The following is a 25,649-nucleotide window of genomic DNA, read 5'->3' as shown; positions in this document are numbered from 1 at the left end:
TATCGAGTTGCGCCGTGCGCCGGCGCGCACGCAGGATGACCGGTCGTGACCTCGAAGCTCTCCGCGGTGCTGCCCGATCTCTCGCCCTGGCGTTCCTCCCGCGACTTCCGCCTGCTGTGGGTGCAGGGACTGATCACGTACTTCGGCAGCTTCATGGCCCTGGTCGCCCTGCCGCTGCAGATCAAGGAGCTGACCGGCTCGCCGCTCGCGGTGGGTGTCATGGGCGCGGTCGAACTGGTGCCGCTGGTGGTCTTCGGCCTGTACGGCGGGGCGCTCGCGGACGCGGTGGACCGGCGCCGGGTCATCCTGCTCACCGAGGCCGGACTCGGACTGCTGGCGGTGATCCTGCTGGTCAACGCCATGCTGCCGGAGCCGATGCTGTGGCCGCTGTACGTCGTGGCGGGCGGTGTCGCCGCTCTCGCCGGCCTGCAACGGCCCGCCCTGGACTCCCTGCTGGCCCGGATCGTGCCGCACGACCAGCTTCCCGCGGCGGCCGCGCTGAACGCCCTGCGCTGGCAGACCGGGGCGATCGCCGGACCCGCGGTGGCGGGTCTGGTCGTCGCCTACGCCGGCAACGCGTACGCCTACGCCACGACGGTGGTCTGCTTCGCCGTCTCGGTGGTGCTCTGCCTGCGCCTGACGCCCGCCCCGCCCGCCGACAACGCCGACAGGCCGTCCCTGCGCGGCATCGCCGAGGGCGCCCGCTACGCGTGGTCGCGGCCGTTGCTGCTGGGCACCTACGCGGTGGACCTGGCGGCGATGTTCTTCGCCTTCCCGAACGCGATCTTCCCGTTCCTCGCCGACGAACTGGACGCCGACTGGTCGCTCGGACTGATGTACGCGGCCGGATCGGTCGGCTCCGTTCTGGTGAGCCTGACCAGCGGCTGGGTGTCCCGGGTGCGCCGGCACGGCCTGCTCGTGGTGTGCGGCGCGGCCGGCTGGGGGACGGCCATCGCGGCGGCGGGCCTGCTGACCGACATCTGGCTGGTCCTGGCGTGCCTGGCCGTCGCGGGTGCCGGGGACATGCTCAGCGGCCTGGGGCGCTCCACCATCTGGAACCAGACCGTCCCCGACGAACTGCGCGGCCGTCTGGCGGGCATCGAGGTCCTGTCGTACAGCGTCGGCCCCCAGCTCGGCCAGGTGCGGGCGGGCGCGATGGCCGGCTGGACCGGCACCCGCCCGGCGTTCTGGACGGGCGGCCTCGCCTGCGTCGCCTCGGTCGGCCTGCTCGCCGCCGTCCTGCCCCGGCTGGTGACCTACGACGCGCAGACCGACGAGGACGCGCTGCGGCGGCGCGCCGCCCACCTGGTCGCGTCCGGCGGACCGGACACGGCGGACGCCGTCACCGGGGGTCCCGGACCCGCCGGGGAGGGCCCCGCCACCGCCGACCGCCTCCCCAAGTCCTGAGCGGCCCCTCGCGCCCGGGGCGCGGGGTCAGCCCCGGCGCGCCGCGAGAATCGCCGTGCTGTCCGGCGCGGTGAGCACCTCGGCGGCGTCCAGCTCCGGATGCGTGAGGTAGAACAGGCGCAGCTCGTCCACCTCGCCCTCGAAGCGCGGCGGCCAGTCCGGTGAGGGCGTGAAGTCGTCGAGGACCAGGATGCCGCCGGGCGCCAGCAGTTCGACCACTCGCCGCGGGTCGTCGCGCTTGCCCCCGCCGTCGCAGAAGAACACGTCGAAGGGGGCGTGCCGCTCCAGCAGCCGCCAGTCCCCGTGCAGCACGCGGACGCGGTCGTCGTCGGCGAAGACACCGGCCGCCCCGCGCGCCAGCTCCGCATCCCGCTCCACCGTCACCAGGCGTGCCCCGGCACCCAGACCGCTGTGCAGCCAGGCCGTCCCCACCCCTGTACCGGTACCGCTCTCCGCGACGACCCCGGTGGGCTTCACGGCGGCGGCCAGCCGCAGCAGACGGCCCACCTCCGGGATGCAGCTCTTGGTGAATCCCGCCTCGGCGGCGCACCGCTCCGCCTGTGCCACCCGGGGCGGAACGCCCCGCTGCGCCAAGGTCATGCCCTCTCCCCCTCCTGGAGCCCGTGATGCTACCGGCCGGCGGCCCGGTCCGGAGCGGATGCCGGGCGCTCACCCGGCGGGGGCCGGACGCTTCCGGACGGCCGTACGACCCTGCCCGTGCGGGCGGATCCCTTCCGCCGCACCCGTCCGCAGCGGCCGCGACCGCACCCCGCGGCCGGCCCCGTGCGGTCGCAGAGGCCACGGATGTGGCAGAGACTGGGGCCGGGCCGCACCGTCAGCACGGACATCGCGAGGAACGCGGAATGCGCATGGTTCGCCGGGACCCGACGCAGGAACGGAGGCGGAAACTCCGCTGGCTGCCCGCCGCGATCATCGCCGGCGCGTTCGTGATCGACATCGTCACCCGGGGAGAGGTCAACACCTTCCCGGCCCTCTCCGCGGCCGCGGTGGTGGCCGCGCCCCTGCTCTCCCTGCCCGGCACGATCATCACGGGCGTGGCGGCGAACCTGGTGGGCCTCGGCCTGGTGTACCTGGAGCGGGAGCCCAACCGGGACGACGTCGCCCCGTTCACCAGCCTGGTCGTGCTCACGGTCATCGCGGCGTTCCTCAACGTCATCCTGACCCGCGACCGGCGGCAGCTGGCCACCAGCCGCGAGGTGGCCGCGGCCGTCCAGCGGGCGGTGCTGCCGGACCCGCCCCGGCGCGTGGGCCGTCTCACCGTGGCCTCCCGCTACGAGGTCGCCCACAAGGAGGCCGCGATCGGCGGTGACCTCTTCTCGATCCACCACACCGCGTACGGCATCCGCATGGTCATCGCCGACGTCCGTGGCAAGGGCCTGGAGTCGATCCGCACGGTCAACGCACTGATCGGCTCGTTCCACGAGGCCAGTCACCACCAGCCGGACCTGCCGGGCGTCGTGCGGCAGCTGGAGGAACGGATGCAGGGGATCATCGAGGAGGCGACCGGGGCGGAGGCCGAGACGTTCGCCACCGCCGTCTTCGCCGAGCTCCCGCCGGACTACTCGGAGCTGCGCATCGCCAACCGGGGCCACGACGCGCCCCTGCTGGTCCACGACGGCAAGGTGGTGCCCCTGGAACCGTCCACCCCGTCGCTGCCCCTGGGCCTGGGGCCGCTCGGCACCGACGACTTCCCGGTCGACCGGTTCGACCTGCCCGAGGGCGGCACGCTGGTGCTGTTCACCGACGGCATCGACGAGGCGCGGGACGCGAACGGTGCCTTCTTCGAGCCCGTCCCCGCCCTGTCCGGGGACCTGCCGCCCGATCCGGAAGTGATCCTCGACACCCTCCTGGCCGCCGTCTTCCGCCACACCGGCGGCACGCTGCAGGACGACGCCGCGGTGTTCGCGGTCACCCTGGGCGCCGACCGGCCCGCCCCCGACACCGACGGTCACCGGCCGGCCCCCGCCCGAGCGCCGCGCCCGGCCCGCGGCGCGTGAAGGTGTCCCGCGTCGGCGCCCGTCAGGCGCGCTCCGGCCCGCCCGTGTCCGCCTCGCCCCGGGCCGTACCCCGCTCCCGGCGGCGCCCCAGCAGCCCCGTGCCCGCGACCACCAGCCCGACGGCCACCACCTTGGCGATCTGGTAGTAGCCGCCGGCCGGGGTGTCCGGTGTGCCGGGCAGGCCGAGGAACATCCACACCGCGGCGGCCCCGCCGCCGGCGACGAGCGCGACCGCACCCCAGGTGCCGAGGTCCGCCCACCACGGGGCGCCCGGGGCGGAGGGACCGGTCCCGGTGTCCTCCGTGCGTGCCGTGCCGCCGTCGGTGCCTTCGGCATGCTGATCGCTCAAGGTGTCCGCTCCCGCGTGTGGGCCGTCGTCCACGACAGAGGACGCGGCCCCGGTGCCCCGGGTTCACCCGTGGCGGCATCGTTTCCCGGCCGGAACACGGCCGGCGGCGGACCGATCCCCGCCGCCGGCCGTGCCGGAGGGCTCAGCCCGCGTGCAGACGCACCGGCAGGCGCTGGTGCCCGTTGCTGATCAGGGACGGCACCGGGGGCAGGTCGGCCGCCGGCTCCGCCAGGTGGATCTCGGGGAAGCGGTCGAAGAGACGCTGCAGCGCGAGGGTGACCTCCATGCGGGCGAGGGGAGCGCCGAGGCAGAAGTGCACTCCGTGGCCGAAGGCCATGTGGTCCTTGACCGTGCGGGTCGCGTCGAAGGTGTCGGCGTCGTCGTGCCAGTCGGGATGCCGGTTGGCGGCCGCGTAGGAGGCGAGTATGGCCTCCCCGCGGGCGATGGTCCGCCCGTCGGGCAGCGGGATGTCGGTGACGGCGAACCGCAGCGGCAGGTGCTTGACGGCGGGTTCGTGACGCAGGGTCTCCTCGACCACGTCGTCCCAGGTGACCGTCCCCTTGCGGACGAGGTCGAGCTGCCCGGGCCGGGTCAGCAGGGTGAACACCGCCTGGTCTATGACGTTGACCGTGGTCTCGTACCCGGCGCTGATCATCAGCAGCAGGGTGTCGCGCAGCTCGTCGTGGGAGAGCCGGGCGCCGTCGCTCTCGTCGTCGCGGGCCGCGATCAGCAGCGACGTCATGTCGTCGCCGGGGTCGCTGCGCTTCTCGGCGATGAGCTGGTCCAGACGCTCGTACAGCAGCGCCGCGTTGGCCTGCGCCTCGGCCGGGTTCAGGGTGGTGTCGAAGACGCCGTCGACCTGGGCGCGGAAGTCGTGGCGGCGGTTCTCCGGCACGCCCATCAGATGGCTGATCACCGCGATGGGAAGCGGATAGGCCAGCTCCTGACGCAGGTCCACCGTGCGGTCGGCCGGTAGCTCGGCGAGACGGTCGACAATGCCGTCCACCAGCTCCTCCACCGCCGGCCGCAGGGCGGCTATGCGGCGGGAGCTGAAGGCCGGCGCGACCAGGCGGCGCAGCTTGCGGTGCTGCGGACCGTACGCGGTGAACATGTTCTCCACCGCGACCCACAGGGCCAACGGCCAGGTGCTGACGGCCTGTTCGAAGCCGGGCCAGTGCGCGCAGGCGTCCTTGGAGACGTCGGCGCTGGTGAGCAGCTGTTTGAGCAGGACGGGGTCGGAGACGGACCACGCCTCCACCCCGAGGACGTCCACCCGGGTGGCCACACCGCGGGCGCGCAGCGCGCGGTGCTCGGCTATGTGGTCGCTGCCGGAGGGATCGAGGACGAGGGGGGTCTGCTGGGTCATGACCGGGCTCCTAGGCGTGGGGCGGGAACGTGACGGGCAGGGATTCCAGGGCCCGGTGGAACGGGCCGGGGCGCCAGGTGAGTTCGGCGGCGGGACGGCCGAGGTCCGTCTCCGGCAGCGCGTCGAGGAGGTGGGTGACGGCCGTCTCCGCGATGAGGTAGGCGTGCGAGCGGGCGGGGCAGGTGTGCGGTCCGACGCTCCACGCCAGATGGGCGCGGTTGCCCGCGAGACGGGTCCCGGGCACACCGTCGGTGAGGGCGGGGTCGTTGTTGGCGGCCGCCATGGAGATCACCACCGGCTGGTGGGCCGGCAGGAGCACCCCGTCCACGTCGATCGGGTACGGCGGGTACGAGATGCAGTAGTTCGCCATCGGCGGGTCGGTGTAGAGGACGGTGTCCAGAGCGTCGCGCACCGTGGACAGGCCGGCGTGCAGGTCGGCGGAGAAGTCCTCGTCGGTCAGGATCTTCAGGACGGTGTTGCTGATCAGGTTGGTGAGCGGTTCGATGCCGGCGCCGTAGAGGGTGACGAGCTGATGGCCCATCTCCTCGTCGGTCAGCCGCGCCGGGTGGCCGACCAGCCGGGAGGTGATGTCGTCGCCCGGATGTTCCCGGCGCAGCGTCACCAGGTCGCCGACGGCCTGCGCCAGGATGCGGTTGCCCTCCGCCGCGTCCGTGGCGTCGAAGATCCTCGCCATGCCGTCGGCGATGCGCCGGCCGATCTCGTCCGGGCAGCCCAGCAGGGCGCTCAGGACGCGGAAGGCGATGGGGAAGGAGTACTGGGTGAGCAGGTCGGCCTCGCCCAGCGCGCGGAACTGGTCGATGGCCTCGTCCGCCACCCTCTCCACCAGGGCGCGCAGCGCGTGCTGGTCGACCTGGTCGATCGCCGCGGTGTTCGCGCCCCGGTAGCGGGCGTGTTCGGCGCCGCCCGAGCGCAGCGCGTTGGGACGCCACTCCATCATCGGCCGCACCGGGCACGACGCGGGGACCGACTTCTCCCAGACGCGGGGGTCTGCGGGGAAGTGCAGCGGGTCGTTGAGGATGCGGCGCGCCTGGTAGTAGCCGATCACGAGGGTCGCGGGCACCCCGGGCGCCAGGTCGACGGGGACCAGCGGGCCGTGCGTGTCCCGCATGCGCCGGTAGCCGGCGTGCGGGTCGGCGGCGAACTCGGGGGAGTACAGCGGGTACCGGTCCGGCGGGCTCGCCGGTCCGGGCTCGGCGGGCTCGGCGGAGGGCATCGTCATCGGAGGGTCTCCAGGGGTTGGGCCGACCGGCGTTCGGTGAGGTATTCGGTGAGCTTGATCAGCGCGTGCAGGGAGGACGTGCGGTCCCGGGCGTCGCAGGCCGTCAGCGGCGTCGCGTCGTCCAGGGCCAGTGCCTGGCGCACCTCCTCGTCGGGGTAGGCCGGGGCGCCGGGGAAGGTGTTGATGGCGACGGCGTAGGGGATGGCCGCGTTGTCCAGGAGGGTGAGCGCGTCGTGGGAGGCGTCGAGTTCGCGGGTGTCGGCCAGGACGAGGCAGCCCAGCGCGCCCTCGGCGAGGTCCTCCCACAACGGCTGGAAACGGGCCTGCCCCGGCAGGCCGAACAGGTACAGGGCGATCCTGCCGCCCGCCATGTGGATCCGGCCGAAGTCCATGGCCACGGTGGTCGTCGTCTTGTGCGGAGTACCGCGCAGATCGTCCACCCCGACGCTGGCCTGGGTGATGGGCTCCTCCATCCGCAGGGGCTTCACCTCGGAGACGCTGCCGATGAACGTCGTCTTGCCGACGCCGAAACCCCCCGCGACCACGATCTTGGCCGACCGCGTCACCGAGGCCGGGACGTAGGTGACGGGCGGGTCAGACCATGGAGCGAAGTCCACGGAGCACCTCCTGCAGCAGGTCGAAGTCGGGCTGGTGGCCGGGCTCCGCGGCCGGAGCGGCCAGATGGCCGGAGTCCATCAGCGACGACACGAGGATCCGCACCGTCGACGGCGGCAGCTCCAGCGCGGCGGCGATGTCGGCGACGGCCAGGCCGCCGTGGGCACCGGCGAACAGACGCATCACCCGGCGGGCGTCCGGGCCGAGCGTGTCCGTGGGGCCGGTCGCGGCGACGACCACGCTCTCCAGACGCACGTCGGCACGGGGCCTGACCTGCCCGCCGGTACGGACGTAGGGCCTGACCATGTCCGGGTCACGCCGCGGCCCCGTCATGCCCGGGAGCCGCCGTCCACGGCGGGCTGTCGCTCCGCGGTGGCCATCTCGTGCCCGACGCGGGTGGCCAGCCGCACCATGTGGTGGGAGATCAGCCCCACATCGGCGTCCGGGCCGGTGGTGCACACCGACAGCATGGTGTTCTTCGCGGCGGTGGTCGTCAGGCCGATGCAGCCCACGGACTCGATCAGCAACTGGCGCATGCCGTCGCCGCCGGTGAACTCGTCCCACGCCTTCCCCGCGGCCCGCAGTGCGGCGGTCAGCGCGGCGAACTTCTCCCCGTCGTCCTGACCGATCGTCTCGGTCCGGGCCTTGAGGAGGCCGTCGCTGCTCATGAGGACGGCGTACCGCACGCCTTCGACGGTGCCGAGTTCCTGGTCGAGCAGCCAGCCCAGGCTGTTGGAGTGTGTGTCTCGCACGGTCAGTGTCCTTCGTCGTGTGCGTCGTGTGCGGGGGTCGCCTCGGGTTCGTCTGGGACGGGGGACGATTCGTCCCGCCGGCCGCGGCGGGTGCCCTCGGCCCAGGCGGCGGCGATGGCGGGGCGGCCGGGCTCGGCCGGAGGGGGAGCGGCGGTGCGCCGTGCCCGGGCGGGGGCGGAGGCCCGCCGTCGGACCGTCAGCCCGCTGGCCGTGGTGGCCGCCGGGGCGGGCGTCGCTTCGGGCGCCGGTTCGGGCCGCGGCTCCGCCGCGGGCGCGGGCACCGACGGCACGGCGGCGGCCGGGACGGCGGATTCCGGCGTGGTGAGCAGGTTCTTCGGCAGGACCAGCATGGCCCGGGTCCCCTGGTAGATGTTCGGCGCGGTCAGCTCGACGCGGAAGCCGTACTCCTCGGCCAGCAGCGACGCCACCCGCAGACCCGTCTGGGGGTGGGCGCCCAGGCGCGTGATGTCGTCGCGCTGTTCGCCGGACATCACGTCGCTGGCCCACAACAGGCGCTCGTCGTCCATGCGCAGCCCCGCGTCGTCGACGACCAGGAAGCAGGCGTGGTGGCCCTGTTCGAGCGAGACGTGCACCTTGGCGGCGGGCGGGGAGTAGCGGAGCGCGTTGTCCAGCAGCACGGCGAGGGCGTGCACGACCGCCTCCACGGCGCGGCCCTGGACGACGACGGACCCCATCTCGGGGTGCTTGACCCGCTCGTAGCCCTCGATCCGGCCCATCGCGGACCGGACGATGTCGGTGAGCGAGGTGGCGGGCCAGCGGCGGGACAGCTTGTCGCCGGCGAGCACGGCGTACCCGGACGCCGTCAGCAGCATCTGCTGGGCGAGGTGGTCGATCTCCACCAGCGTGGCGTACGCCTCGTCGGAGATGTGACGCCGCACGCCCTGGCTGACCGTCCGGCCGAGGCGCGCCGCACGGGCCACCACGTTGTTGGCGAAGCCGCGGACCGCGGCGCGCGCCACCCCCACGGATTCCTCGCGCACCCGGGCGATCTGACGCTCCGTGTCCTGCTTGACGAGTTCGGCGTCCCGGGCGGCCGCCGCCCGCTCCTGCGCCCGGACCTCCTCCACGGCCGAGGCCACCGTGCCGGGGAGGGACCGCAGCCGCTCGGCGAGCGGCGTCCCGTGGAGGGCTGCCGGGACGATCAGCCGGGTGTCGCCGCCCGGGCCGTCCTGGCCGGGTGCGAGGGCGGCGGGGAGCACCTCGGTCGTGATGCGGTCCAGGCACTGCTCGGTGGCGAGGAGTTGCTGGGTGAGCAGATCGGCGTGCCGCTGAAGCGATTCGGCCCGGCGCCGGTCCTGTTCGCGCCGGCGCCGGAAGTACCAGACGCCCCCGACGCCGGTCACCGTCAGCAACGCGGTGGCGGTCCATAACAGTTCAGTCATCAGGTCCTCACGGATCAGCAAGCCGTCGGTGTGCGGGGGGAAGGACGGAGCGGGACGGCCCGGCTCCGAGCCGGTGACCGGGACACGCGGGGGCCGGCCGCCGCCTGGCGGGCGGCGGCGCGGCGGGCGTGCGCCGCCGGGCGGCCCACGGGAGTGCGTCACTGGACGGGTGTGCGGGTGCGGGGCTGCCGGGGCGGCCACCACCCGGGGCTCGTCCGTGACGTCGCCCGATCACGGTCAGGGGCCCTAACAAGCCAGATCTGGCCCGTGTATCGCGGCCCGTGCCGAGGGCGCACGGCGGCGCCCCTCCGCGCTCTCGCGCAGCACCGTCCCGAGGGACCCCCGGACCCGGTCCCCGGGCGCCGGGGACACGGCGGTGAGGACAGCGGCTAGGGGGCGCGACATGGATCTCCCAGGAACGGAACGAGGGCGTGCACGAGCAGGGGACCCAGCACCTGCCGGGCCCTCTGGTGGCCTTCGGGTACGGACCATACCCCCCGCGCTCACGTCTTGTACCGGCTTGATGACGGCGGAGGGGAAACACCGGGCATTTGCTCCGAGAAGTCGGGGTCGCACCGGCGCGCCGCCTGGCCGAAAAGGGTTCCCCCTCCCCATCTGTTCGACACCGCATCGCTCAACGATCGTTCCGTGCGGCCGAGTTGTGCGCCGGCGCTGTCAGGGGCGCGCGACCGGCGCGCGGCGAGGGAGGTCCCGCCGGTGGGGAGCCGGGCGGTTACCGTCTGCGGCATGAACGAGAACACCGAGCGGTCCGTCGTCGTCCGCCGCACCGCGGCCGGCCGTTTCACCGCGACCAACCCCCGCGGCGGGACCGTCGACTTCAGCACCTCCTCCGGCGACGACCCGGACACCGCCTTCACCCCCGTCGAGCTCCTGCTCGCGGCGATCGGCGGCTGCACCGCGGCGGACGTCGACGCCGCCACCAGCCGGCACAGCGAGCCGGACACGTTCACGGTCACCGTGTCCGGTGACAAGATCAGCGACCACCTCGGCAACCGCATGACCGACCTCACGGTCGCCTTCACCGTCACCTTCCCGGACGGCGAGGGCGCGGAGCGCGCCCGCACCGTCCTGCCGCGCGCGGTCAGGACCTCCCACGAGCGCCTGTGCACGGTCAGCCGCACCGTCGAGACCGGGACACCGGTGACGACGACGGTCAACGGGGCCTGACGCGCCGGGCGTTGGCGGGTGGCCCGGAGGCCGGGGCTTCAGGCCCCCTGAGCGTCGGGCGGTTGCCGGGGTGGCCGATGCGTTCGGGAGCCACCGCACGGGGGCGGGCTCGGACGGAGGCCCAGGGGCCCGTGGCGCGGCGGGCGCAGGACTGCTCCGCCCGGGCAGGGCAACTGCCGGACGCGCGGAGGGCGCCGCGCCGACGGCGCCCCCGGTCTGCGGACCTCGGGACGTCGGGCCTCGGGGCGATCGCCGGGGCGTGCACGGCGGGCGCGTGTGCGTCGCCCCGGGTGCGGTTGCGGTGTCGGCCGGTGCCGCGGGCGGGTGGACAGCCGCCTGCCCGCGCGCGTCGGCGGCCTCACACAGGGGGGCGCCGCGCCGGAGGGCGTGAGCAGGCCGGCGAGGACGTGCAGCAGCGTCGTCTTGCCGCGGCCGTTCTCGCCGACGACCGCGATCCGCGACCGGGCGGAGACGGTCACGGACACGTCGCTGAGGACCTGCCGGGAGTCGCGGGTGACGGTGACGCGTTCGGCCCGGATGTGGGCGCTGCCGCCCGCCTCGACGGGGAGGGACACGGCTCGGGCAGTGGGGGTGGGAGGGATTCAAGGCATGCTCCGCAGCTCGCAGGGGAGCCGGGCAGCACGGAACAGCCGCCCGGCGGGACCGGAACGGCGAGCGCGCGGTCGACAAGGGGAGAAGGCGCCGCCGTCAGCGGGCGGATCGGACCTTCTGCGACCAGATTCCTCGTGCCATGCCGGCGATGCCGGCCAACGCCGGCCCACTGCTTCACCTGGTTTCGGACCGGCGCCGTGCAGGCGGCCGCGGCGGGCCGGATCCGCCGGCCGGGACCTGCCGGGCCGGGCGGACGCGCGGGCACGGTCACGACCTCCGGTGGTCGCGGGCCGCGTCCTCCACGAGGCCGCGCAGCCAGCGCAGGCCGGGATCGTCGGTGAGGGTGCCGTGCCAGATCGCGCTCACCGTGTACGTCGGCATCGGCAGCGGCGGGGGAGAGGCGGCCAGGCCGAGCGCCCGGGCGTACACGGTGGCCGCGTGCGTGGGGAGGGTGGCCAGCGCGGCCAGAGTGGGCAACTGGAGGGCCGCTCCGGCGAAGTGCGTGGTCGACGCGATCACCCGGCGGGTCAGCCCCCGGGCCTCCAGCAGGTCGTCGACGATGCCGCGCCGGCCGTCGTAGGAGATCAGCAGGTGCGGGTGGGACAGGTAGTCGTCCAGGCCGAGGGGCGTGCGCAGCGGCAGGAGGCGGGGCGCGAACAGGCATGTGTAGCCGGATTCGAACAGGTCGCGGCTGCGGTGATCGGCGCCGTGCGCGGGCGCGGCGGCCACTCCCAGGTCGATCTCGCCCCGGTCGATCATGCCGCCGACCGTGTTCCGGGTGGTCTGCCGCACGGCGATCCGGACGCCGGGCAGGGCCGCGGTGGCGGCCAGCAGCCGCGGCAGGAGGGCCGCCTCCAGGTCGTCGGACATGCCGAGGGTGAAGGTGCGCCGGGCCGTCGCGGGGTCGAAGCGGTCCCGGTCGGTCACCGCGCCGTGGATGAGGCTCAGCGCGGGCTCGACCCGGCGGGCCAGTTCCAGCGCGCGCGGGGTCGGCTCGACACCGCCCCGGGTCCGGGTGAACAACTCGTCCCCGAACAGCGTGCGCAGGCGGCCGAGGGCGGCACTGGTGGCACCCTGGCTCAGATGGAGGGCGGCGGCGGCCCGGGTGACACTGCGCTCGCGCAGCAGCGCGGAGAAGACCACCAGCAGGTTCAGGTCCGCCTTGCGGAATTCGGTCTCGTAGATGTCGATCATCGCAAGGATGAGTTTGCCGGATGAGCGCCGTGGTTCCTACGGTCGGCACATGACAGCCGCCGAGGTCGAGTCCCACCGTCCCGACACCACCGCGCCCCGCCGTCCCGACACCACCGCGCCCCGCCGGACGGTGACCGCCGCCGTCGTGCAGGCGGCCGCCCCGCTGTTCGACACCCCGGCCGCCCTGGCCAGGGCCGAGGAGCTCCTGAGGGAGGCCGTCACCGGCCGGGGCGCCGACGTGGTCGTGCTGCCCGAGGCGTTCCTCGGCGGCTACCCGAAGGGACTGGACTTCGGCATCACGGTCGGCAGTCGCAGCCCCGCCGGGCGGGACCTGTTCCGCCGCTACCACGCCGCGGCCGTCGAGGTCCCGGGCCCGGAGGTCGACGCGCTCGCCGCCGTCACGCGCGAACTCGGCTGCCACGCCGTGATCGGTGCCGTCGAACGCAGCGGCGGCACCCTGTACTGCGTGGCCCTGCTCTTCGGCCCCGACGGCTTCCTGGGGCTGCACCGCAAGCTGATGCCCACCGCGGCCGAGCGCTACCTGTGGGGACAGGGCGACGGCTCCACCCTCCCCGTCGCCGACACCGGCGCGGGCCGCCTCGGCACGGCCATCTGCTGGGAGAACTACATGCCGCTGTTCCGCACGGCCATGTACGCCAAGGGCGTGGACCTGTGGTGCGCGCCGACCGTGGACGACCGGGACGCCTGGCAGGCCACCATGCGGCACGTCGCGCTGGAGGGCCGCTGCTTCGTCCTCAGCGCCTGCCAGTACCTGCGGCGCGACGGCCTGCCGGACGACGTCCGCCCCGTCCAGGGCGACGATCCCGGCACGGTCCTGATCGGCGGTGGTTCCGTCATCGTCTCCCCGCTCGGCGAGGTGCTGGCCGGGCCGCTGCGCGACGGCGAGGGCATCCTGACCGCCGAGCTCGACCTCGACGACCTCGTGCGAGCCCGCTTCGACTTCGACCCCGTCGGCCACTACGCCCGTCCGGACGTCTTCACCCTGCACGTCGACGAGTCCCCCACCGCCACCGTCACCGGCCCCCGGTGAGATCACCGCCCACGAACGGGAGTTTTCCGTGCCGTACGACATCGACGCGCTCCGCGCCCAGTTCCCCGCCCTGGCGGCGGGCACCGCCCACTTCGACGGGCCCGGCGGCACCCAGACCCCGGACCAGGTCATCCGGGCCGTCGCGGACGCCCTCTCCGCGCCGCTGTCGAACCGGGGCCGGTGGGCTGTCGGGGAGCGCAACGCCGAGAACATCGTCACGGACGCCCGCCGGGCGATGGCCGATCTGCTGGGCGCGGATCCCGCCGGCATCGTCTTCGGGCGCAGCGCCACCCAGCTCGCCTACGACTTCTCCCGCACCCTCGCCCGGACCTGGTCACCGGGCGACGAGGTGGTGGTGACCAGCCTCGACCATGATTCCAACATCCGTCCCTGGATGCAGGCGGCCGAGCGTGCGGGTGTCACCGTGCGCCGCGCCGACTTCGACCCGGCGACCGGGGAGCTGACGCCCGGCCACGTCCGCGCCGTCTTGAGCGAGCGCACCCGGCTGGTCGCCGTGACGGCGGCGTCCAACCTGATCGGCACCCGCCCGCGCATCGCCGAGATCGCCCGGGCGGTCCACGAGGCGGGCGCCCTCTTCTACGTCGACGGCGTGCACTACACGGCCCACTGCCTGGTGGACGTGGAGCAGTTGGGCGCGGACTTCTTCACCTGCTCGCCGTACAAGTTCCTCGGCCCCCACCATGGCGTGCTCGCCGCCCGGCCCGCGCTGCTGGAGACCCTGCGCCCGGACAAGCTCCTGCCGTCCAGCGACGCCGTCCCCGAGCGCTTCGAACTGGGCACGCTGCCGTACGAGTTCCTGGCCGGCACCCGCGCCGCCGTCGACTTCATCGCCGGGTTCGACACCGGGGCGACGGGGACGCGACGCGACCGGCTGGCGGCGGGCTACCGCGCGCTGGAGCAGCACGAGGAGACGCTGCGGACCCGCATCGAGAAGGGGCTGGCCACCCTGGACGGGATCACGGTGCACTCCCGGGCCGCCGAGCGCACCCCCACCCTCCTGCTGACCTTCGACGGCCGCAGCGCGGCGGACGCCCACCGGTTCCTGGCCGAACGCGGGGTGCACGCCCCGGCCGGGTCCTTCTACGCCCTGGAGGCCTCGCGCCGCCTCGGACTGGGCGACACCGGCGGCCTCCGCGCCGGGCTGGCCCCCTACAACGAAGCCGACGACGTCGACCGGCTCATCGAGGGCCTGGCGGACTTCCTGCGGTCCTGACGACCGCGCCCCGTTCCCGGCGGGGCGGACAGCTGCCGGGAACGGGGCGACGGACGGGTGGGGGACGGCCTCAGACGAGGTCCTCCCCGTTGCGGCGGGCCTCGGCCCACTCACGCATGAACCCACGGCTGATCACGAACAGGACGATCGCCACCAGTACGGGCCACATCAGGATGTACGCGGTGAGAACTGCGGTGGTCACGGTGCCTCCTCTCGGGGTCACTTGCTGCCGGTGCCGGCGGGTTCGGGATCGGCGTCGGGGTCCTGCGCGCCATGCCCCACGGACACCTCGTCGCCGTCGGCCGGGGCCGCCGCCGCTGCGGTCGCGGCGGAGGAGTCGTCGAAGTCACCGGTGCGCTGCGCGATGACGGCGAAGTCGAAGTCCTCCTGCTGACGGAACGACATGGACCAGCAGACGATGGTGGACACCGAGTAGGCCACCAGCGAACCGCTGAGCGTGGCGTACTCGTGCAGCTCACCGATGGCGAACGGAGCCGACACCACGATCGCCGCGACGCCCACGACGCGGGCCGGGCGGGCGCCGAAGAAGCCGAACACCATCAGGCCGAGGACGACGCCGATGCCGACGACCGCGAGGACGTCCACGACGATGCCGAGCGCGTTGTCCAGGGGGATCCAGCCGAAGCGGACCGGCAGGAACACCGCGAGTGCGGCGAGCACCGACGTGGTGAACGCCCGTCCGGTGACCTTGCCCCAGTAGAAGCTGGCCAGCACGGGGAAGACGAGCGCGCCCCACAGCGCACCGACGAACACCAGCAGGTCGAGGATGTTCAGCTGCAGGCTGGCGAAGGCGACGGCGGTCGCGGTCGCCAGGACCATGGTGATGCGGCCGACCAGCAGCATCGTCTTCGGGTTGGCCTTCTCCTTGCCGGCCACGTTCTGCCCGTAGACGTCGGCCATCATGATCGAGGAGAGGGCCGCGAGGTCGGAGTCCGCGGTCGACGACAGCGCGCCGACGATCATGATGAAGAACACGGCCAGCAGTACGGGCGGCAGGTACTCGGCGGCCATGCCCGGGATGATGTTGTTCGGGTCGCCGCCGGACGGCTCGAAGCCGAGGTAGAGGGCGAGCACGCCGAGCATGCCGACGCCGATGACCATGGCTCCGTAGCCGACGGTCGCCGTGATGAAGGTCGGCTTGATCAGGCTCTCCTTCACGGCGAACAGGCGCTGCGCGATGGTCTGGTTGCCGATCGCGTAGGCGAGCACCGCGGCGATGTACGGGGCGCCCTGCTCCATGAAGGCCACGCTGGAGAAGAAGTTGCCCTGCTCGGCGGTCAGGTTGCTCGCGCCGGTCTCGAACGCGGCGGGGAAGTCGGCCGCGAAGAAGATGAAGGGGACGATGACGGCGACGGCGCCGAGCATCGCGACGACCTGCACGAAGTCGGTGAGGACCGAGGCCCGGAAGCCGGACCACAGGGTGTAGAGCAGCACGCCCGCCGCGACGGCGAAGACGCCCTGGGTGAAGTTGAACGGCGACAGCAGCGAGATGAGCACGCCACCGGCGATGAAGTTCGACATCAGGCTGATGAGGCTGCCGACGATGTTCGAACCGGCGAGCATCAGCTGACTGGACCGGCCGTGCCGGACGTAGAGCACCTCGGCGAGGGTGTGCGCCTTGGGCGCCACGGCCCGGATGCGCCGGCCGAAGGGATAGATGAACAGGATCATCAAGGCGCCCCACAGCCCGTAGTGGATCGGGCCGGAGATGCCGTAGGTGTAACCGGAGGTCGCGGACGCGTACATGGAGGCGGCCCAGATCCAGGTCGCCGTCATGCTGGCGGCGGAGACACCGAAGCCGAGGTTGTTCCCGGCCGTCATGTAGCCGTCGGCGTTCTCCTCCTTCTTACCGATACGGGCCGAGATGAGGAAGGTCCCCCCGTAGAAGAGGACCAGCAGACCGACGACGACCAGGGCGTGGAACTGGGCTGTTTCCATTTCGCCCACACACGCCACCTCCTTCGACTCGTGGAGCCCGGCGTCGACCGCACGCCTGCGTGGGTCCACGGCAGGCAGCGGGACCGTCCCGCCGCGTGCGGCGGGAGGTTCCGACCCGGCAGCTCAGCGCTGTACAGGGGACGTTCACAAGAAGTGGCGGGCTTTCGGCCCGCAAACCGTCGGCACCGTAACAGCTCTTTCGAGCCAATGGGGCATCTCGTCGTCCGGGGCACCGCGAGGCTGTGCGCTGCAGCGACGTCTGAATTGTTCAAGTTACTGACATATTTACGGGGCCGATTTGGCCGAAAAGTGACACTTCGCGGCAGGCGTAAATGTGATCAATTTGCTCATTGCTAGTGCAATGTAGCGTGCTTTGTTACGCCAAAGAGATCAAGCGGCCGGTGGCAGATGCCCTGAGGCAGACATCTCACCCAAAAGTCATAAGACGCCCGAAGTGGCATCATTCGACCCTCGTTCGGTGAGCTCCTGGGTGGGGTGCGGTGGCGCCGTGCGTCGGGTCCCGGGTGCCGCCGTTCCGGCTGGTACTTGCCTAAGACAGTTAGGTATATGCATGATGGATATAGGCAAGAGGCTGAAGAAGATAGGGAGGCATCCGTGACCCGGGTGGGGCTGACGACGGAGCGCCTGGTCAGGGCGGGGGCCGAGATGGCCGACGAGATCGGCTTCGAGCGGACCACGCCCTCGGAGCTCGCCCGGCGGTTCGGCGTCAAGACCGCGAGTCTCTACTCGCACGTGCGGAACGCACGCGACCTGAAGGTCCGGATCGCGCTCCTGGCGCTGGAGGAGCTGGCCGACCGGGTCTCCGCCGCGGTGGCGGGCCGGGCCGGCCGGGACGCCCTGATCGCGTTCGCCGACGCCTACCGCGACTACGCCCGCGAACACCCCGGCCGGTTCGCCGCCACCGCCTTCCCGCTCGACCCGGAGGAGGCGGCCGGCAGTGCCGGCGTGCGGCACGCCGCGATGGCCCGGGCCCTCCTGCGCGGCTACGCGCTCGACGAACCGCGCCGGACCCACGCCGTGCGGCTGCTCGGCAGCGTCTTCAGCGGCTTCGTCGGCCTGGAGACGGCGGGCGGCTTCAGTCACAGCGCCCCCGACGCCCAGGAGAGCTGGACCGAGATCCTCGACGCGCTCGACCTCCTGCTCCGCACCTGGAGCACCACCCCCTGACCGGCCGCACCGGCACCACCGGACCACCGGCCCCCACTGCGAAGAGGCACGCACGACATGACCCCCCGGCACGACTGGACCACCGTCCCCCTCACGTCCGACCTGATACGCGGCGCCCTCGACGTGGAGCGCACCGAGCGGGGCGTCCTGCCCCACCGCCTCCCCCCGGCCGCGCGACGGCGGATCCCCGACGACCGGCTGGCCATGGCCGAATCTCAGCCCTCCGGCGTCCGGCTGGCCCTCCGGACCGCGGCGACCGCCCTCGAACTGGACGTCGTCGCCACCAAGCGCGTCTATCCCGGAGCACCCCCACGGCCCGACGGGGTGTACGAGCTGCTGGTCGGCGGCCGCCTCGCCGGCTCCGCCACCGTCCCCGACGGAGACACGCTCACCCTGGACATGACCACCGGAGACGGCCGGACCAGCCAGGGACCGGTGCGGACCGTCCGCTTCGACGGCCTGGGCGGCGGTGAGAAGGACATCGAGATCTGGCTTCCGCACGACGAGGCCACCCTCCTCGTCGAACTGCGCACCGACGCTCCGGCGCGGCCCGCACCCGCCGGCGAGCGCAAGGTCTGGATGCATCACGGCAGTTCGATCAGCCACGGGTCCAACGCCACGACTCCCACCGGCACCTGGCCCGCCGTGGCCGCCGCCCTGGCCGGGGTGGACCTGGTCAACCTGGGATTCAGCGGCAGCGCCCTGCTCGACCCGTTCATGGCCCGCGCCATGCGCGACACGCCCGCCGACCTGATCAGCGTCAAGATCGGCATCAACCTCGTCAACGCGGACCTCATGCGGCTGCGAGCCTTCGGTCCGGCCGTCCACGGCTTCCTCGACACCCTCCGCGAGGGTCACCCGACGACCCCCCTGCTGGTCGTCTCACCGGTCTATTGCGCCATCCACGAGACCACCCCGGGTCCCTGCACCGCCGACCTCGGTGAGCTCAGCGAGGGCCGGCTGCGGTTCCGGGCCACCGGCGAGCCCGGGGAGACCGCGGCGGGGAAGCTCACGCTGAGGGTCATCCGTGAGGAACTGGCCCGCATCGTCGCCCAGCGCGCCGACGAGGACCCCCACCTCCACCACCTCGACGGCCTCGGACTGTACGGCGAGAGAGACCACGCCGAGGAGCCGCTGCCCGACGCGCTCCACCCCGCCCCCGCGACGCACCGTCTGATGGGGGAGCGCTTCGCCCGTCTGGCCTTCGGGGACAAGGGGGCGTTCGGACCCGGAGGCCGGTGACGGGAACCGGCGCCGAGGTGGCCGAGCCGATCGGCGAACTGCTCGGCGCGGACCGGGCCGTGGCGGCGGGTGCCCGAAAACAGACGCAACGGGTCGACAGGCGGCCGGAGGTGATTCATCGTGATCACCGAAGTCGGTGGACTGTGCGAGGAACTCCGGAGCAGGCGTCATGGTCCTCCCGCACGGACTCCTCGACGACGGGCCGTCGTTCCGGCGCACCGCGCCCACGGTGGAAGGCAGGCAGGCGCACATGAGTCAGGCCAGGCCGCCCGGCCCCACGCGGGCCGTGGTCCTCGGCGGCAGTATCGCGGGCCTGCTCGCCGCGGCCGCCGTCAAGGACCACGTCGACCACGTCGAGATCGTCGAGGCCCACGACCTGCCCGACGGCCCCGAGCCGCGCACCGGCGTCCCCCAGGCCGCCCACGTCCACCTGCTGCAGACGGGCGGGGTCGAGGCGATCGAGGCGCTGCTGCCCGGCTGGACCGACGCACTCGTCGCCGAGGGCGCCCACCGGGTGCCCGAGACGACCGGGATGGTCCTGTACGCCCCGGAGGGCTGGTACCGGCGCTGGCAGCGCGCGACCCATCACCTGATCACCGCGGGCCGTGACCTGACCGACAGTGTGGTGCGGCGCCGGGTCCGCCAGGACCCGCGGGTCGGGGTCCGCCCCCGCACCCGGGCCGTCGGGCTGCTCGGTGACGCCCGCAAGGTCACCGGCGTCCTGGTCCGCACCGCCGACGGCGTGACGGCCGAACTCGCCGCCGACTTGGTCGTCGACGCCACCGGCCGCGCCTCCCGCACCCCCGAGTGGCTGGCCCGCCTCGGCATCACCGGTCTGCGCGAGGACCGCATCGACTCCGGCCTCGCCTACGCCAGCCGGCTCTACCGGGCGCCCGTCCCCACGCGGAACTGGCCGGTGGTCGGCATCCAGGCCGACCCGGGCCTGTCACGGCCCGGCGCCGCCGGCGCGATCGCGCCGATCGAGGGCGGGGCGTGGCAGGTCAGCCTGATGGGCGCCCCCGGCGGGCGGCCCACCGCGGACCCCGACGCGTTCCTGCCCTTCGCCCGCGGACTGCGCCACCCCCTGATCGCGGACCTCATCGAGCACGCCGAACCCCTCACCGGCGTCAGCGTCACCCACGGGACCGCGAACCGGCGCCGCTACTACGAACGGCTCCGCGCGTGGCCGGACGGGCTGGTCGTCCTCGGGGACGCCGTGGCGGCCGTCAACCCCCTGTACGGGCACGGCATGTCGGTCGCCGCCCAGGAGGCCGTGGCCCTGCGCGACCTGCTGCGGACGGCCGGCCCCGGCCCCGGGCTGGCGCGCCGCGCCCAACGGGCCGTCGCCCGCTGCGCGGACACGGCCTGGGCGCTGTCCGTCGGGCAGGACATCCACTTCCCCACGACCACGGGGAAACGCCCCACCGTCGCCGACCGGCTCCTGCACCGCTACGTCGGCCGTCTCTCCCGCACGGCCACCGGCTCCTTCCACGCGGCGACCGCCCTCACCGACGTCCTCGCCCTGCAGGCGGCCCCGGCCTCCCTGCTCCGGCCCGCCGTCCTCGTGACCGCCCTCGCCGGCCCGCTCCGACCGCCCCTGGACGGCCCGCAGTTCACCCCCGCCGAACGCGCGCTGCTGGACGCCCTGCGCGAACCCGGCGGCCGGCACCCGCGTGAGCCCGGCGCCGCTTGACCTCGACCGCGGTCGAGTTTCTACGTTCCTCACAGGGCCGCGGACATCCCGTCCGTCCGGCTCCCCGCAGCGAGGAGGCACGTGGTGACCGACAGCACGACCCGGACCCCGACCCGGAATCCGACCCCGACCCCGGCCGACATCCCCGACCGCTACCGCCATGCGGTGGTCCCGCACATCATGGTGGACGACGCCGACGCGGCGATCGCCTTCTACCGGCGGGCCTTCGGCGCCCGCGAGGACTTCCGGCTGGAGGCGCCGAACGGCGGGATCCTGCACGCCGAGATCTCCATCGGCCCGTCGGTCCTGATGCTCGGCGACGCCGGAGCCGACGAGGCGGGCGCGAGCACCTGGGCGGCCCCCGCCGCGCTCGGCGGCCGTACCTCCGTCACGCTGCACATCTTCGTGCCCGACGTCGACGGCCTGGCGGAACGCGCGGTGGCCGCGGGCGCGGAACTCCTCCAGCCGCCCACGGACATGTTCCACGGGGACCGCACCGCCATCGTCAAGGATCCCCACGGCCACCTGTGGGTCCTCCTCACCCACGTCGAGGACGTCTCCGAGGAGGAACTGCGCAGCAGGCTCGCCGCGGCCGGGTGAACGGGCCGGACAGCGGCCGACGTCCCGCGGCGGTCCCGGAACGCCCCCGGACGGACGCCCGGCGGCGTCCGTCCGGGGCCCGCCGCGGCTACAGCTCCCGGTAGTAGACGGTGACCGGGAGCGGTGTGCACCCGAGGGCCTCGTACAGCGCCCTCGCGGGAGCGTGGAACGGGTCGCCTCCCGTGCCGATCTCCACCACCTCGGCCCCGGCGGCGCGCAGGGCCGCGAAGGCGTGCTCGCACAGGGCGGTGCCGACGTGGGCGCGGCGGTGGAGCGGGGACACGGCGAGCAGCGTGATGCTGCCGTTCCTGCGCTCCGGGACGACGCTCCACGCCACGTAACCCGCGAGGCCGTCGCCGGTGTCGGCGACGGCGACCCGGGCGTGCCGCTCGGGTGCGTGGAGGCCGGCGACCTGGCGGCGGTAGTCCTCGCGCCAGTCGCCGTGCTGGTTGGCGAAGACGGCCTCGCCCACCAGGGGGCGGAAGGAGTCCTCGTAGAACGGACGGAAGGTGTCGATGGTGAGTTCGGTCAGCAGCACGAGGTCGTGCGGCCGGAATGCGCGGATGAGCATGGAGGTGCGCCTCTCGGGCTGAGGGCTCGGGGCCCGGGCAGAGAAACAGGGACGTCTGCCGGCCCGCTCACGGCCGGGGAACGGCGGCGAGCAGGGCCCTCAGTGACGCGTGCGCTCAGCGGCGTGACACTCCATGACGCCAGGATACGCCCCGGGCCCCGCGGCCGGGCACGGCGCAGATGCCGTACGGGCGCGGGGCGCGGTCGGCTCGGCGGCGGTCAGCGGCCGGCCGGCTGGTGGGGGAGGGGATGGCCGGCCGGGCGGGAACCGGACTGGTTCCGGCCGCCCGCGAGGGCCAGAGAGCCGGGGCCGGAGAACACCAGCAGCAGGAAGCCCCAGCAGAACAGCGCGGGGGCGAGGCCGCCGTTCTGGAGCGGGAACAAGCCGTCCTGCTGGTGCTCGGTGAAGTAGGCGAAGGCCATGATCCCGGAGCTGAGGAAGGCCGCGGCACGCGTGCCGACCCCGAGGAGGATCAGGGCACCGCACACCAGCTCGATCACCCCGGCGTACCAGAACGGCCACTCGCCCACCGGGCTGGCCTTGCGGTCGAGCACGCCGAAGAGCGTGGCCGCGCCCTCGCTGGCGAACAGCACACCCAGCACGATGCGGAACAGACCCAGGACGAGGGGTTGACGGGCCGTCAGCCAGTCGCTGAGGCGGGCGGTGTTCATCGGGCTTCTCCTCGTGCGTGTTCGCGGTCTTCCGGGCACTTCGGGCAGGCGGGACCCCGGCGGGGCGGGTCGTCCCCTTCCTCCCTACGCACGCGCGGCCCCGCGCGTTCAGCAGGCCGGCGGATTCCCGGACCCAGCACCACGGGCGGCGCGCGGCAGGGCCCGCGCAAAAGACCGGTGGCCGTCCCGGGATGTGCGGGACGGCCACCGGCCGGAGAAGAACGGCGAGGAGAGCGAAGGGACTGGATCAAAGTGGAATTGAGAAGGAAGCCCCCTCATGGCCTCGCCACGGTCACGTTAACACTCAGGCGGGTATCAGGTCGCGCAGATTTCCGGGGGTCACCACGCGGGAGTCCGGGTGGAGGCCGTCCGGCCGTTCCAGACCGACGAAGGTGACCGGGCCCGCCGGGACCTTCTTGCCGTCCCACACGTCGACGGTCGTCGCGTCACCGGTCATCAGCTCCGTGAGGTGGCCGACGGTGAGCTGCTCCCGCTCGACGATCGCGCGCAGCAGCGCCGCGACCGTCAGCCGGTTGCCCTCCACCCGGTTCTGCGACGGGGTCCCCGGCAGGTACAGGTGCAGCCACTTCGCGCGCCAGCGGCCGTCCGCCCCGCGCAGGAACGCCAGCGGCAGGGCGACCCGGCCGGGGCCGCGCAGTTCGGACTTCATCCGCACCGTCCGCGGCTCGAACGGGCGGCCCTTCTGCAGGCCCTCGCGCAGCATGAACCCGAAGAACGACTCCTCGACCTCCTCGAAGCCCTCCCCGTCGAAGATGTTGACCTGCGGCACGATGAACGAGGCCCGCACCGCGTCCAGTCGCAGGTCGATGAACTCCGAGGCCCCCTCGGGCGCGCTGATGATGTCACCGGAGTGGCGGCCCCCGACGCTGCGCAGGTCGGTGTACGACAGCCAGGAGACCGTCTCGTAGTCCGCGTCGAGCAGGAGCGCCGACAGGTCGAAGTCGGTGGTGGTCGCGGTCTCCTTCCAGTACACGAAGAAGCGCAGCAGTTCCCCCTCGACCGCCGACACCGAGCCGCGCGGCAGCACCCCGAGCCCGCCGGTGCTCGCCCGGCCGGACAGCGGCAGCGCCACGTCGAGGACGTCCGGGTCGATCAGCAGGTGGTCCGCGACGCCCACCCGCCGGCGCAGCTCCGCGTCGAGCACGGCGAGCAGCCGCTCACGGGCGGGCCCGGGCACCGGCCGGCGGGTGTCGTCGGCGACATGGCCCCGGCCGAGACGGTTGACGAACAGGCGCTGCCCGCCGGTCTCCCGGGCCCGGTTGTACAGGTGCTCGCGCACGGACAGCAGGACCCGGCCGGAGACCTGGGGCAGGGCCTCCTCGACGGCGGTCACCACCGCGTCGCTCTCCTCGGGGGAGGACGCGGAGCGCAGCAGCCGGTCCAGCGCGCGCAACAGCCGGCCTGGCGCCGATCGGAGCACTGCGGCCGCGCCGGTGACGTCGCCCCGGCCGAGCAGTTCCTCGACGCGGCTGTCCAGGGAGCGTGCCGTCCGTTCGCCGCGGGCGACGGCGAACACGTCGGCCGCGTGCGGCCACTGCGGGTACTCGTGCGGGTGCAGCCGCTCACCGAGCCGCTTGAACATCTCGCGGTGCGCGTGCACGTCGGCCGCCTTGGCGGGGGTGGCCGCGACGAGCGCGTCGAGGCCCGCCAGCAGGGCCCGGCGCACCGGACGGGGCAGCGTCCGCAGCAGCGTCGGCTCCTGCAGGCTCACGTCGCCGCCCGACAGCGCGCAGGCCAGCCGCAGCACGTCGGTGACCGTGTCCAGCAGCAGCTCCGCCCCGGCCGCCAGCCGGACCTGGTTGATCACCGCCCGGTTCTCCCGCACCGGGACCGACTCGGGCTGCGGCCCGCCGACGCAGTGGCCGGCGAGGTCCCGCAGGTCGTCCAGGACCTCCTCCCCCAGAGGTGTGGTGCTGCCCGCCAACGCCAGGTAGAGGGAGGTGACTTCGTCCTCCAGACGCTCGCCGAGGTGCAGCACGGTCACCCGGTCGCCCGCCGCGGCGATCAGCTCGTCGTGGCGGGCCAGCAGGTCCGCGTACGTGTGCCGGTACCTGCCGTACGACGGGAGGGTGCGCAGGTCCACCACGCCGGTGTCGAGCTGTGCCAGGGTGCTCGCCCGCGTCCGGTCGTCGGCGAGCGCATCGGCGACGCACTCCCGCCAGAAGTCGGCGGTGTCCGGTACGTTGGCCGGAAAGTCGATGAAGTACGCGTTGTGCCGTACGTGGTCGCCGGCCATCTCCCGGACCGTGCGCAGGATCCGTACGGCGACGTCCACGACCGTCCCCTCGGACAGTCCGGCCAGGCACGCGAACGCACGCGACGAGAGCTTGAACCCCACGGAGAGCAACGCGGCGTCGAACTGCCGCGTCACGACGGAGCCGTCTCCTGCGGGGCCGGAGGGAGCGGGAATGCGGTGGGTGTGCCGGACGACCAGGGCCTCGAATCGGTGGGACATTCCCGCATCGTTCCAAGTCCCGGGCGGTGGCCGCACCCGGTTTTCCCGGGCGCGGAGGCTCTCCACCGGCGCGGGCTCACGCGTGCTGGAGCACCGGCTGCGTCTCGTCGGGGTCGGTGGCGATGAAGGCCGAGATGGTGCCGGAGTTGACGAGCAGGGTGCCGTCCGGCAGGCGTTTCACGAGCCCGCGGACGTTGAAGTTCTTCAGGAAGAAGCCGATGCGGGAGCGGGTCGTGCCGACCATCGCGGCCAGTTCGTCGTGGGTGATGCGGGCGTCGATGTGCTGCCACTGGGACTTCTGCCCGGCGAACCGGTCGGAGAGGTGGAGCAGGATCGCGGCCAGGCGGTATTCGCACTTCATGGTGACGAGGTGCTTGATGGTGCTTTCCCGCTGCCGTATCCGCTGGGCCAGATGATGACTCCAGCTCTGGAAGAGATCGGGGTCGCTGCGCAGGATGCGGATGAATTCCCGGCGGTTGATGCGCAGTACGCGGCTGTCCAGCATAGCCGTGGCGGATTCCTCGTGCACGGACGGCAGCAGGGAAAGCGCTCCTAAGATGTCGCCGCGGCGACATATGTCGAGAATACATTCCTTGCCGCTGTGGGCGCTGGTGGTGAGTTTGATGCCGCCCTGCACGATCAGGAAGAGGTCGTCGATGCTTTCGCCGCACGTGTACAGGTTGTACCCGCGCTCCAGATTGATGGGGGTCAACGAGATCTTGCGGTTCTCCACGACCTGAAGCAGGTGCGAATAAAGGGCAGACTTGCCGATTCGAACGTGCTGCACCGAAACCCCTCCCCGTTGTTCATGCCGGTGTGT

25 protein-coding genes are annotated in these 25,649 nt (G+C 73.2%); 9 read left to right on the top strand and 16 right to left on the bottom strand.

Annotated elements, in window-relative coordinates; genetic code table 11:
* Positions 1–45: 45 nt before the first annotated feature.
* Positions 46–1,407, top strand: coding sequence for an MFS transporter (locus ACIRPP_RS26230; RefSeq protein ID WP_403647442.1), 1,362 nt, complete (start codon positions 46–48; stop codon positions 1,405–1,407).
* Between the two features lie 27 nt (positions 1,408–1,434).
* Here the strand turns inward: ACIRPP_RS26230 and ACIRPP_RS26225 are convergent, their stop codons facing one another.
* A complete protein-coding gene (locus ACIRPP_RS26225; RefSeq protein ID WP_403647439.1) occupies positions 1,435–2,007 on the bottom strand; it encodes an O-methyltransferase in 573 nt (190 codons plus the stop codon).
* Between the two features lie 263 nt (positions 2,008–2,270).
* On the opposite strand from ACIRPP_RS26225, the gene ACIRPP_RS26220 reads away from it, so the two are divergent.
* Positions 2,271–3,425, top strand: a complete 1,155-nt coding sequence (locus tag ACIRPP_RS26220) for a PP2C family protein-serine/threonine phosphatase (RefSeq protein ID WP_403647436.1) — start codon at positions 2,271–2,273, stop codon at positions 3,423–3,425.
* 22 nt (positions 3,426–3,447) lie between these two features.
* Here ACIRPP_RS26220 and ACIRPP_RS26215 read toward each other — a convergent pair whose 3' ends face one another.
* From ACIRPP_RS26215 to ACIRPP_RS26185, 7 genes are all read right to left on the bottom strand, one after another.
* Positions 3,448–3,774 (bottom strand): hypothetical protein, encoded by a 327-nt coding sequence (locus ACIRPP_RS26215; RefSeq protein ID WP_403647433.1) that lies wholly within the window; start codon positions 3,772–3,774, stop codon positions 3,448–3,450.
* 142 nt (positions 3,775–3,916) lie between these two features.
* Positions 3,917–5,140, bottom strand: a complete 1,224-nt coding sequence (locus ACIRPP_RS26210) for a cytochrome P450 (RefSeq protein WP_403647430.1) — start codon at positions 5,138–5,140, stop codon at positions 3,917–3,919.
* Between the two features lie 10 nt (positions 5,141–5,150).
* Positions 5,151–6,380, bottom strand: a complete 1,230-nt coding sequence (locus ACIRPP_RS26205; protein WP_403647427.1) for a cytochrome P450 — start codon at positions 6,378–6,380, stop codon at positions 5,151–5,153.
* Positions 6,377–6,997, bottom strand: a complete 621-nt coding sequence (locus tag ACIRPP_RS26200; RefSeq protein ID WP_403647425.1) for a GTP-binding protein — start codon at positions 6,995–6,997, stop codon at positions 6,377–6,379. The genes ACIRPP_RS26205 and ACIRPP_RS26200 overlap by 4 nt, the downstream gene beginning before the upstream one ends.
* A complete protein-coding gene (locus ACIRPP_RS26195; protein WP_403647422.1) occupies positions 6,975–7,328 on the bottom strand; it encodes a DUF742 domain-containing protein in 354 nt (117 codons plus the stop codon). The genes ACIRPP_RS26200 and ACIRPP_RS26195 overlap by 23 nt, the downstream gene beginning before the upstream one ends.
* A complete protein-coding gene (locus tag ACIRPP_RS26190; RefSeq protein WP_164348935.1) occupies positions 7,325–7,747 on the bottom strand; it encodes a roadblock/LC7 domain-containing protein in 423 nt (140 codons plus the stop codon). Before ACIRPP_RS26190 ends, ACIRPP_RS26195 begins: the two co-directional genes overlap by 4 nt.
* A gap of 2 nt (positions 7,748–7,749) precedes the next feature.
* Positions 7,750–9,150 (bottom strand): ATP-binding protein, encoded by a 1,401-nt coding sequence (locus ACIRPP_RS26185; RefSeq protein ID WP_403647419.1) that lies wholly within the window; start codon positions 9,148–9,150, stop codon positions 7,750–7,752.
* 747 nt (positions 9,151–9,897) lie between these two features.
* Between ACIRPP_RS26185 and ACIRPP_RS26180 the strand changes: the two genes are divergently transcribed.
* A complete protein-coding gene (locus ACIRPP_RS26180; RefSeq protein WP_403647416.1) occupies positions 9,898–10,338 on the top strand; it encodes an OsmC family protein in 441 nt (146 codons plus the stop codon).
* Between the two features lie 38 nt (positions 10,339–10,376).
* Here ACIRPP_RS26180 and ACIRPP_RS26175 read toward each other — a convergent pair whose 3' ends face one another.
* Both ACIRPP_RS26175 and ACIRPP_RS26170 read right to left on the bottom strand, forming a co-directional pair.
* On the bottom strand, positions 10,377–10,823 hold the full coding sequence (locus ACIRPP_RS26175; RefSeq protein ID WP_403647608.1) for an ATP-binding cassette domain-containing protein: 447 nt from the start codon (positions 10,821–10,823) through the stop codon (positions 10,377–10,379).
* A gap of 394 nt (positions 10,824–11,217) precedes the next feature.
* On the bottom strand, positions 11,218–12,144 hold the full coding sequence (locus tag ACIRPP_RS26170; protein ID WP_403647413.1) for a LysR substrate-binding domain-containing protein: 927 nt from the start codon (positions 12,142–12,144) through the stop codon (positions 11,218–11,220).
* A gap of 130 nt (positions 12,145–12,274) precedes the next feature.
* Between ACIRPP_RS26170 and ACIRPP_RS26165 the strand changes: the two genes are divergently transcribed.
* Positions 12,275–13,195, top strand: coding sequence for a nitrilase-related carbon-nitrogen hydrolase (locus ACIRPP_RS26165; protein ID WP_403647605.1), 921 nt, complete (start codon positions 12,275–12,277; stop codon positions 13,193–13,195).
* A gap of 28 nt (positions 13,196–13,223) precedes the next feature.
* Positions 13,224–14,429 (top strand): cysteine desulfurase-like protein, encoded by a 1,206-nt coding sequence (locus tag ACIRPP_RS26160; RefSeq protein ID WP_403647410.1) that lies wholly within the window; start codon positions 13,224–13,226, stop codon positions 14,427–14,429.
* 70 nt (positions 14,430–14,499) lie between these two features.
* Here the strand turns inward: ACIRPP_RS26160 and ACIRPP_RS26155 are convergent, their stop codons facing one another.
* Positions 14,500–14,631, bottom strand: a complete 132-nt coding sequence (locus ACIRPP_RS26155; protein ID WP_403647407.1) for a putative transporter small subunit — start codon at positions 14,629–14,631, stop codon at positions 14,500–14,502.
* A 17-nt stretch (positions 14,632–14,648) separates the two neighbouring features.
* Positions 14,649–16,388 (bottom strand): sodium:solute symporter family protein, encoded by a 1,740-nt coding sequence (locus ACIRPP_RS26150; protein ID WP_403647602.1) that lies wholly within the window; start codon positions 16,386–16,388, stop codon positions 14,649–14,651.
* Positions 16,389–17,003: 615 nt separating this feature from the next.
* Here ACIRPP_RS26150 and ACIRPP_RS26145 point away from each other — a divergent pair.
* The 4 genes from ACIRPP_RS26145 (at position 17,004) to ACIRPP_RS26130 (ending at position 21,111) form a co-directional block, all read left to right on the top strand.
* The gene (locus tag ACIRPP_RS26145; protein WP_403647404.1) at positions 17,004–17,576 is read left to right on the top strand and encodes a TetR/AcrR family transcriptional regulator; all 573 of its coding nucleotides are present in this window, start codon (positions 17,004–17,006) and stop codon (positions 17,574–17,576) included.
* 57 nt (positions 17,577–17,633) lie between these two features.
* Complete coding sequence (locus ACIRPP_RS26140; RefSeq protein WP_403647401.1) at positions 17,634–18,818, top strand: SGNH/GDSL hydrolase family protein; 1,185 nt, start codon at positions 17,634–17,636, stop codon at positions 18,816–18,818.
* Between the two features lie 250 nt (positions 18,819–19,068).
* Positions 19,069–20,511 carry an FAD-dependent oxidoreductase gene (locus ACIRPP_RS26135; protein ID WP_403647599.1) on the top strand — a complete coding sequence of 481 codons (1,443 nt, stop codon included), beginning with the start codon at positions 19,069–19,071 and terminating at the stop codon, positions 20,509–20,511.
* 180 nt (positions 20,512–20,691) lie between these two features.
* The gene (locus ACIRPP_RS26130) at positions 20,692–21,111 is read left to right on the top strand and encodes a VOC family protein (RefSeq protein WP_403647596.1); all 420 of its coding nucleotides are present in this window, start codon (positions 20,692–20,694) and stop codon (positions 21,109–21,111) included.
* Between the two features lie 88 nt (positions 21,112–21,199).
* On the opposite strand, the gene ACIRPP_RS26125 is transcribed toward ACIRPP_RS26130, so the two are convergent.
* The 4 genes from ACIRPP_RS26125 to ACIRPP_RS26110 all read right to left on the bottom strand — a co-directional run bounded on the left by ACIRPP_RS26125 (position 21,200) and on the right by ACIRPP_RS26110 (position 25,616).
* Positions 21,200–21,682: a GNAT family N-acetyltransferase gene (locus ACIRPP_RS26125; protein ID WP_403647398.1), complete on the bottom strand. Its 483-nt coding sequence runs from the start codon at positions 21,680–21,682 to the stop codon at positions 21,200–21,202.
* 218 nt (positions 21,683–21,900) lie between these two features.
* Positions 21,901–22,353 carry a DoxX family protein gene (locus tag ACIRPP_RS26120; RefSeq protein ID WP_403647395.1) on the bottom strand — a complete coding sequence of 151 codons (453 nt, stop codon included), beginning with the start codon at positions 22,351–22,353 and terminating at the stop codon, positions 21,901–21,903.
* A 304-nt stretch (positions 22,354–22,657) separates the two neighbouring features.
* A complete protein-coding gene (locus tag ACIRPP_RS26115; protein WP_403647392.1) occupies positions 22,658–24,829 on the bottom strand; it encodes a hypothetical protein in 2,172 nt (723 codons plus the stop codon).
* 76 nt (positions 24,830–24,905) lie between these two features.
* Entirely contained in the window at positions 24,906–25,616 is a 711-nt protein-coding gene (locus ACIRPP_RS26110; protein WP_403647389.1) for a Crp/Fnr family transcriptional regulator, read from the bottom strand.
* Positions 25,617–25,649: the final 33 nt, after the last annotated feature.

The sequence above is a fragment of the Streptomyces sp. NPDC101219 genome (assembly GCF_044767675.1).
Taxonomy (GTDB): domain Bacteria; phylum Actinomycetota; class Actinomycetes; order Streptomycetales; family Streptomycetaceae; genus Streptomyces.
The sequence above is the reverse complement of the archived record's forward strand: the minus strand, read 5'-3'. Positions and strand labels throughout refer to the sequence as shown.

Excerpts from the sequence above, each read along its gene's own strand:
- ACIRPP_RS26120 (WP_403647395.1), bottom strand. The coding sequence starts at position 22,353 with ATGAACACCGCCCGCCTCAGCGACTGGCTGACGGCCCGTCAACCCCTC.
- ACIRPP_RS26170 (WP_403647413.1), bottom strand. The coding sequence starts at position 12,144 with ATGATCGACATCTACGAGACCGAATTCCGCAAGGCGGACCTGAACCTG.
- ACIRPP_RS26195 (WP_403647422.1), bottom strand. The coding sequence starts at position 7,328 with ATGACGGGGCCGCGGCGTGACCCGGACATGGTCAGGCCCTACGTCCGT.
- ACIRPP_RS26185 (WP_403647419.1), bottom strand. The coding sequence starts at position 9,150 with ATGACTGAACTGTTATGGACCGCCACCGCGTTGCTGACGGTGACCGGC.
- ACIRPP_RS26130 (WP_403647596.1), top strand. The coding sequence starts at position 20,692 with ATGGTGGACGACGCCGACGCGGCGATCGCCTTCTACCGGCGGGCCTTC.
- ACIRPP_RS26140 (WP_403647401.1), top strand. The coding sequence starts at position 17,634 with ATGACCCCCCGGCACGACTGGACCACCGTCCCCCTCACGTCCGACCTG.
- ACIRPP_RS26115 (WP_403647392.1), bottom strand. The coding sequence starts at position 24,829 with ATGTCCCACCGATTCGAGGCCCTGGTCGTCCGGCACACCCACCGCATT.
- ACIRPP_RS26180 (WP_403647416.1), top strand. The coding sequence starts at position 9,898 with ATGAACGAGAACACCGAGCGGTCCGTCGTCGTCCGCCGCACCGCGGCC.
- ACIRPP_RS26135 (WP_403647599.1), top strand. The coding sequence starts at position 19,069 with ATGAGTCAGGCCAGGCCGCCCGGCCCCACGCGGGCCGTGGTCCTCGGC.
- ACIRPP_RS26210 (WP_403647430.1), bottom strand. The coding sequence starts at position 5,140 with ATGACCCAGCAGACCCCCCTCGTCCTCGATCCCTCCGGCAGCGACCAC.
- ACIRPP_RS26125 (WP_403647398.1), bottom strand. The coding sequence starts at position 21,682 with ATGCTCATCCGCGCATTCCGGCCGCACGACCTCGTGCTGCTGACCGAA.
- ACIRPP_RS26150 (WP_403647602.1), bottom strand. The coding sequence starts at position 16,388 with ATGGAAACAGCCCAGTTCCACGCCCTGGTCGTCGTCGGTCTGCTGGTC.
- ACIRPP_RS26205 (WP_403647427.1), bottom strand. The coding sequence starts at position 6,380 with ATGACGATGCCCTCCGCCGAGCCCGCCGAGCCCGGACCGGCGAGCCCG.
- ACIRPP_RS26225 (WP_403647439.1), bottom strand. The coding sequence starts at position 2,007 with ATGACCTTGGCGCAGCGGGGCGTTCCGCCCCGGGTGGCACAGGCGGAG.
- ACIRPP_RS26220 (WP_403647436.1), top strand. The coding sequence starts at position 2,271 with ATGCGCATGGTTCGCCGGGACCCGACGCAGGAACGGAGGCGGAAACTC.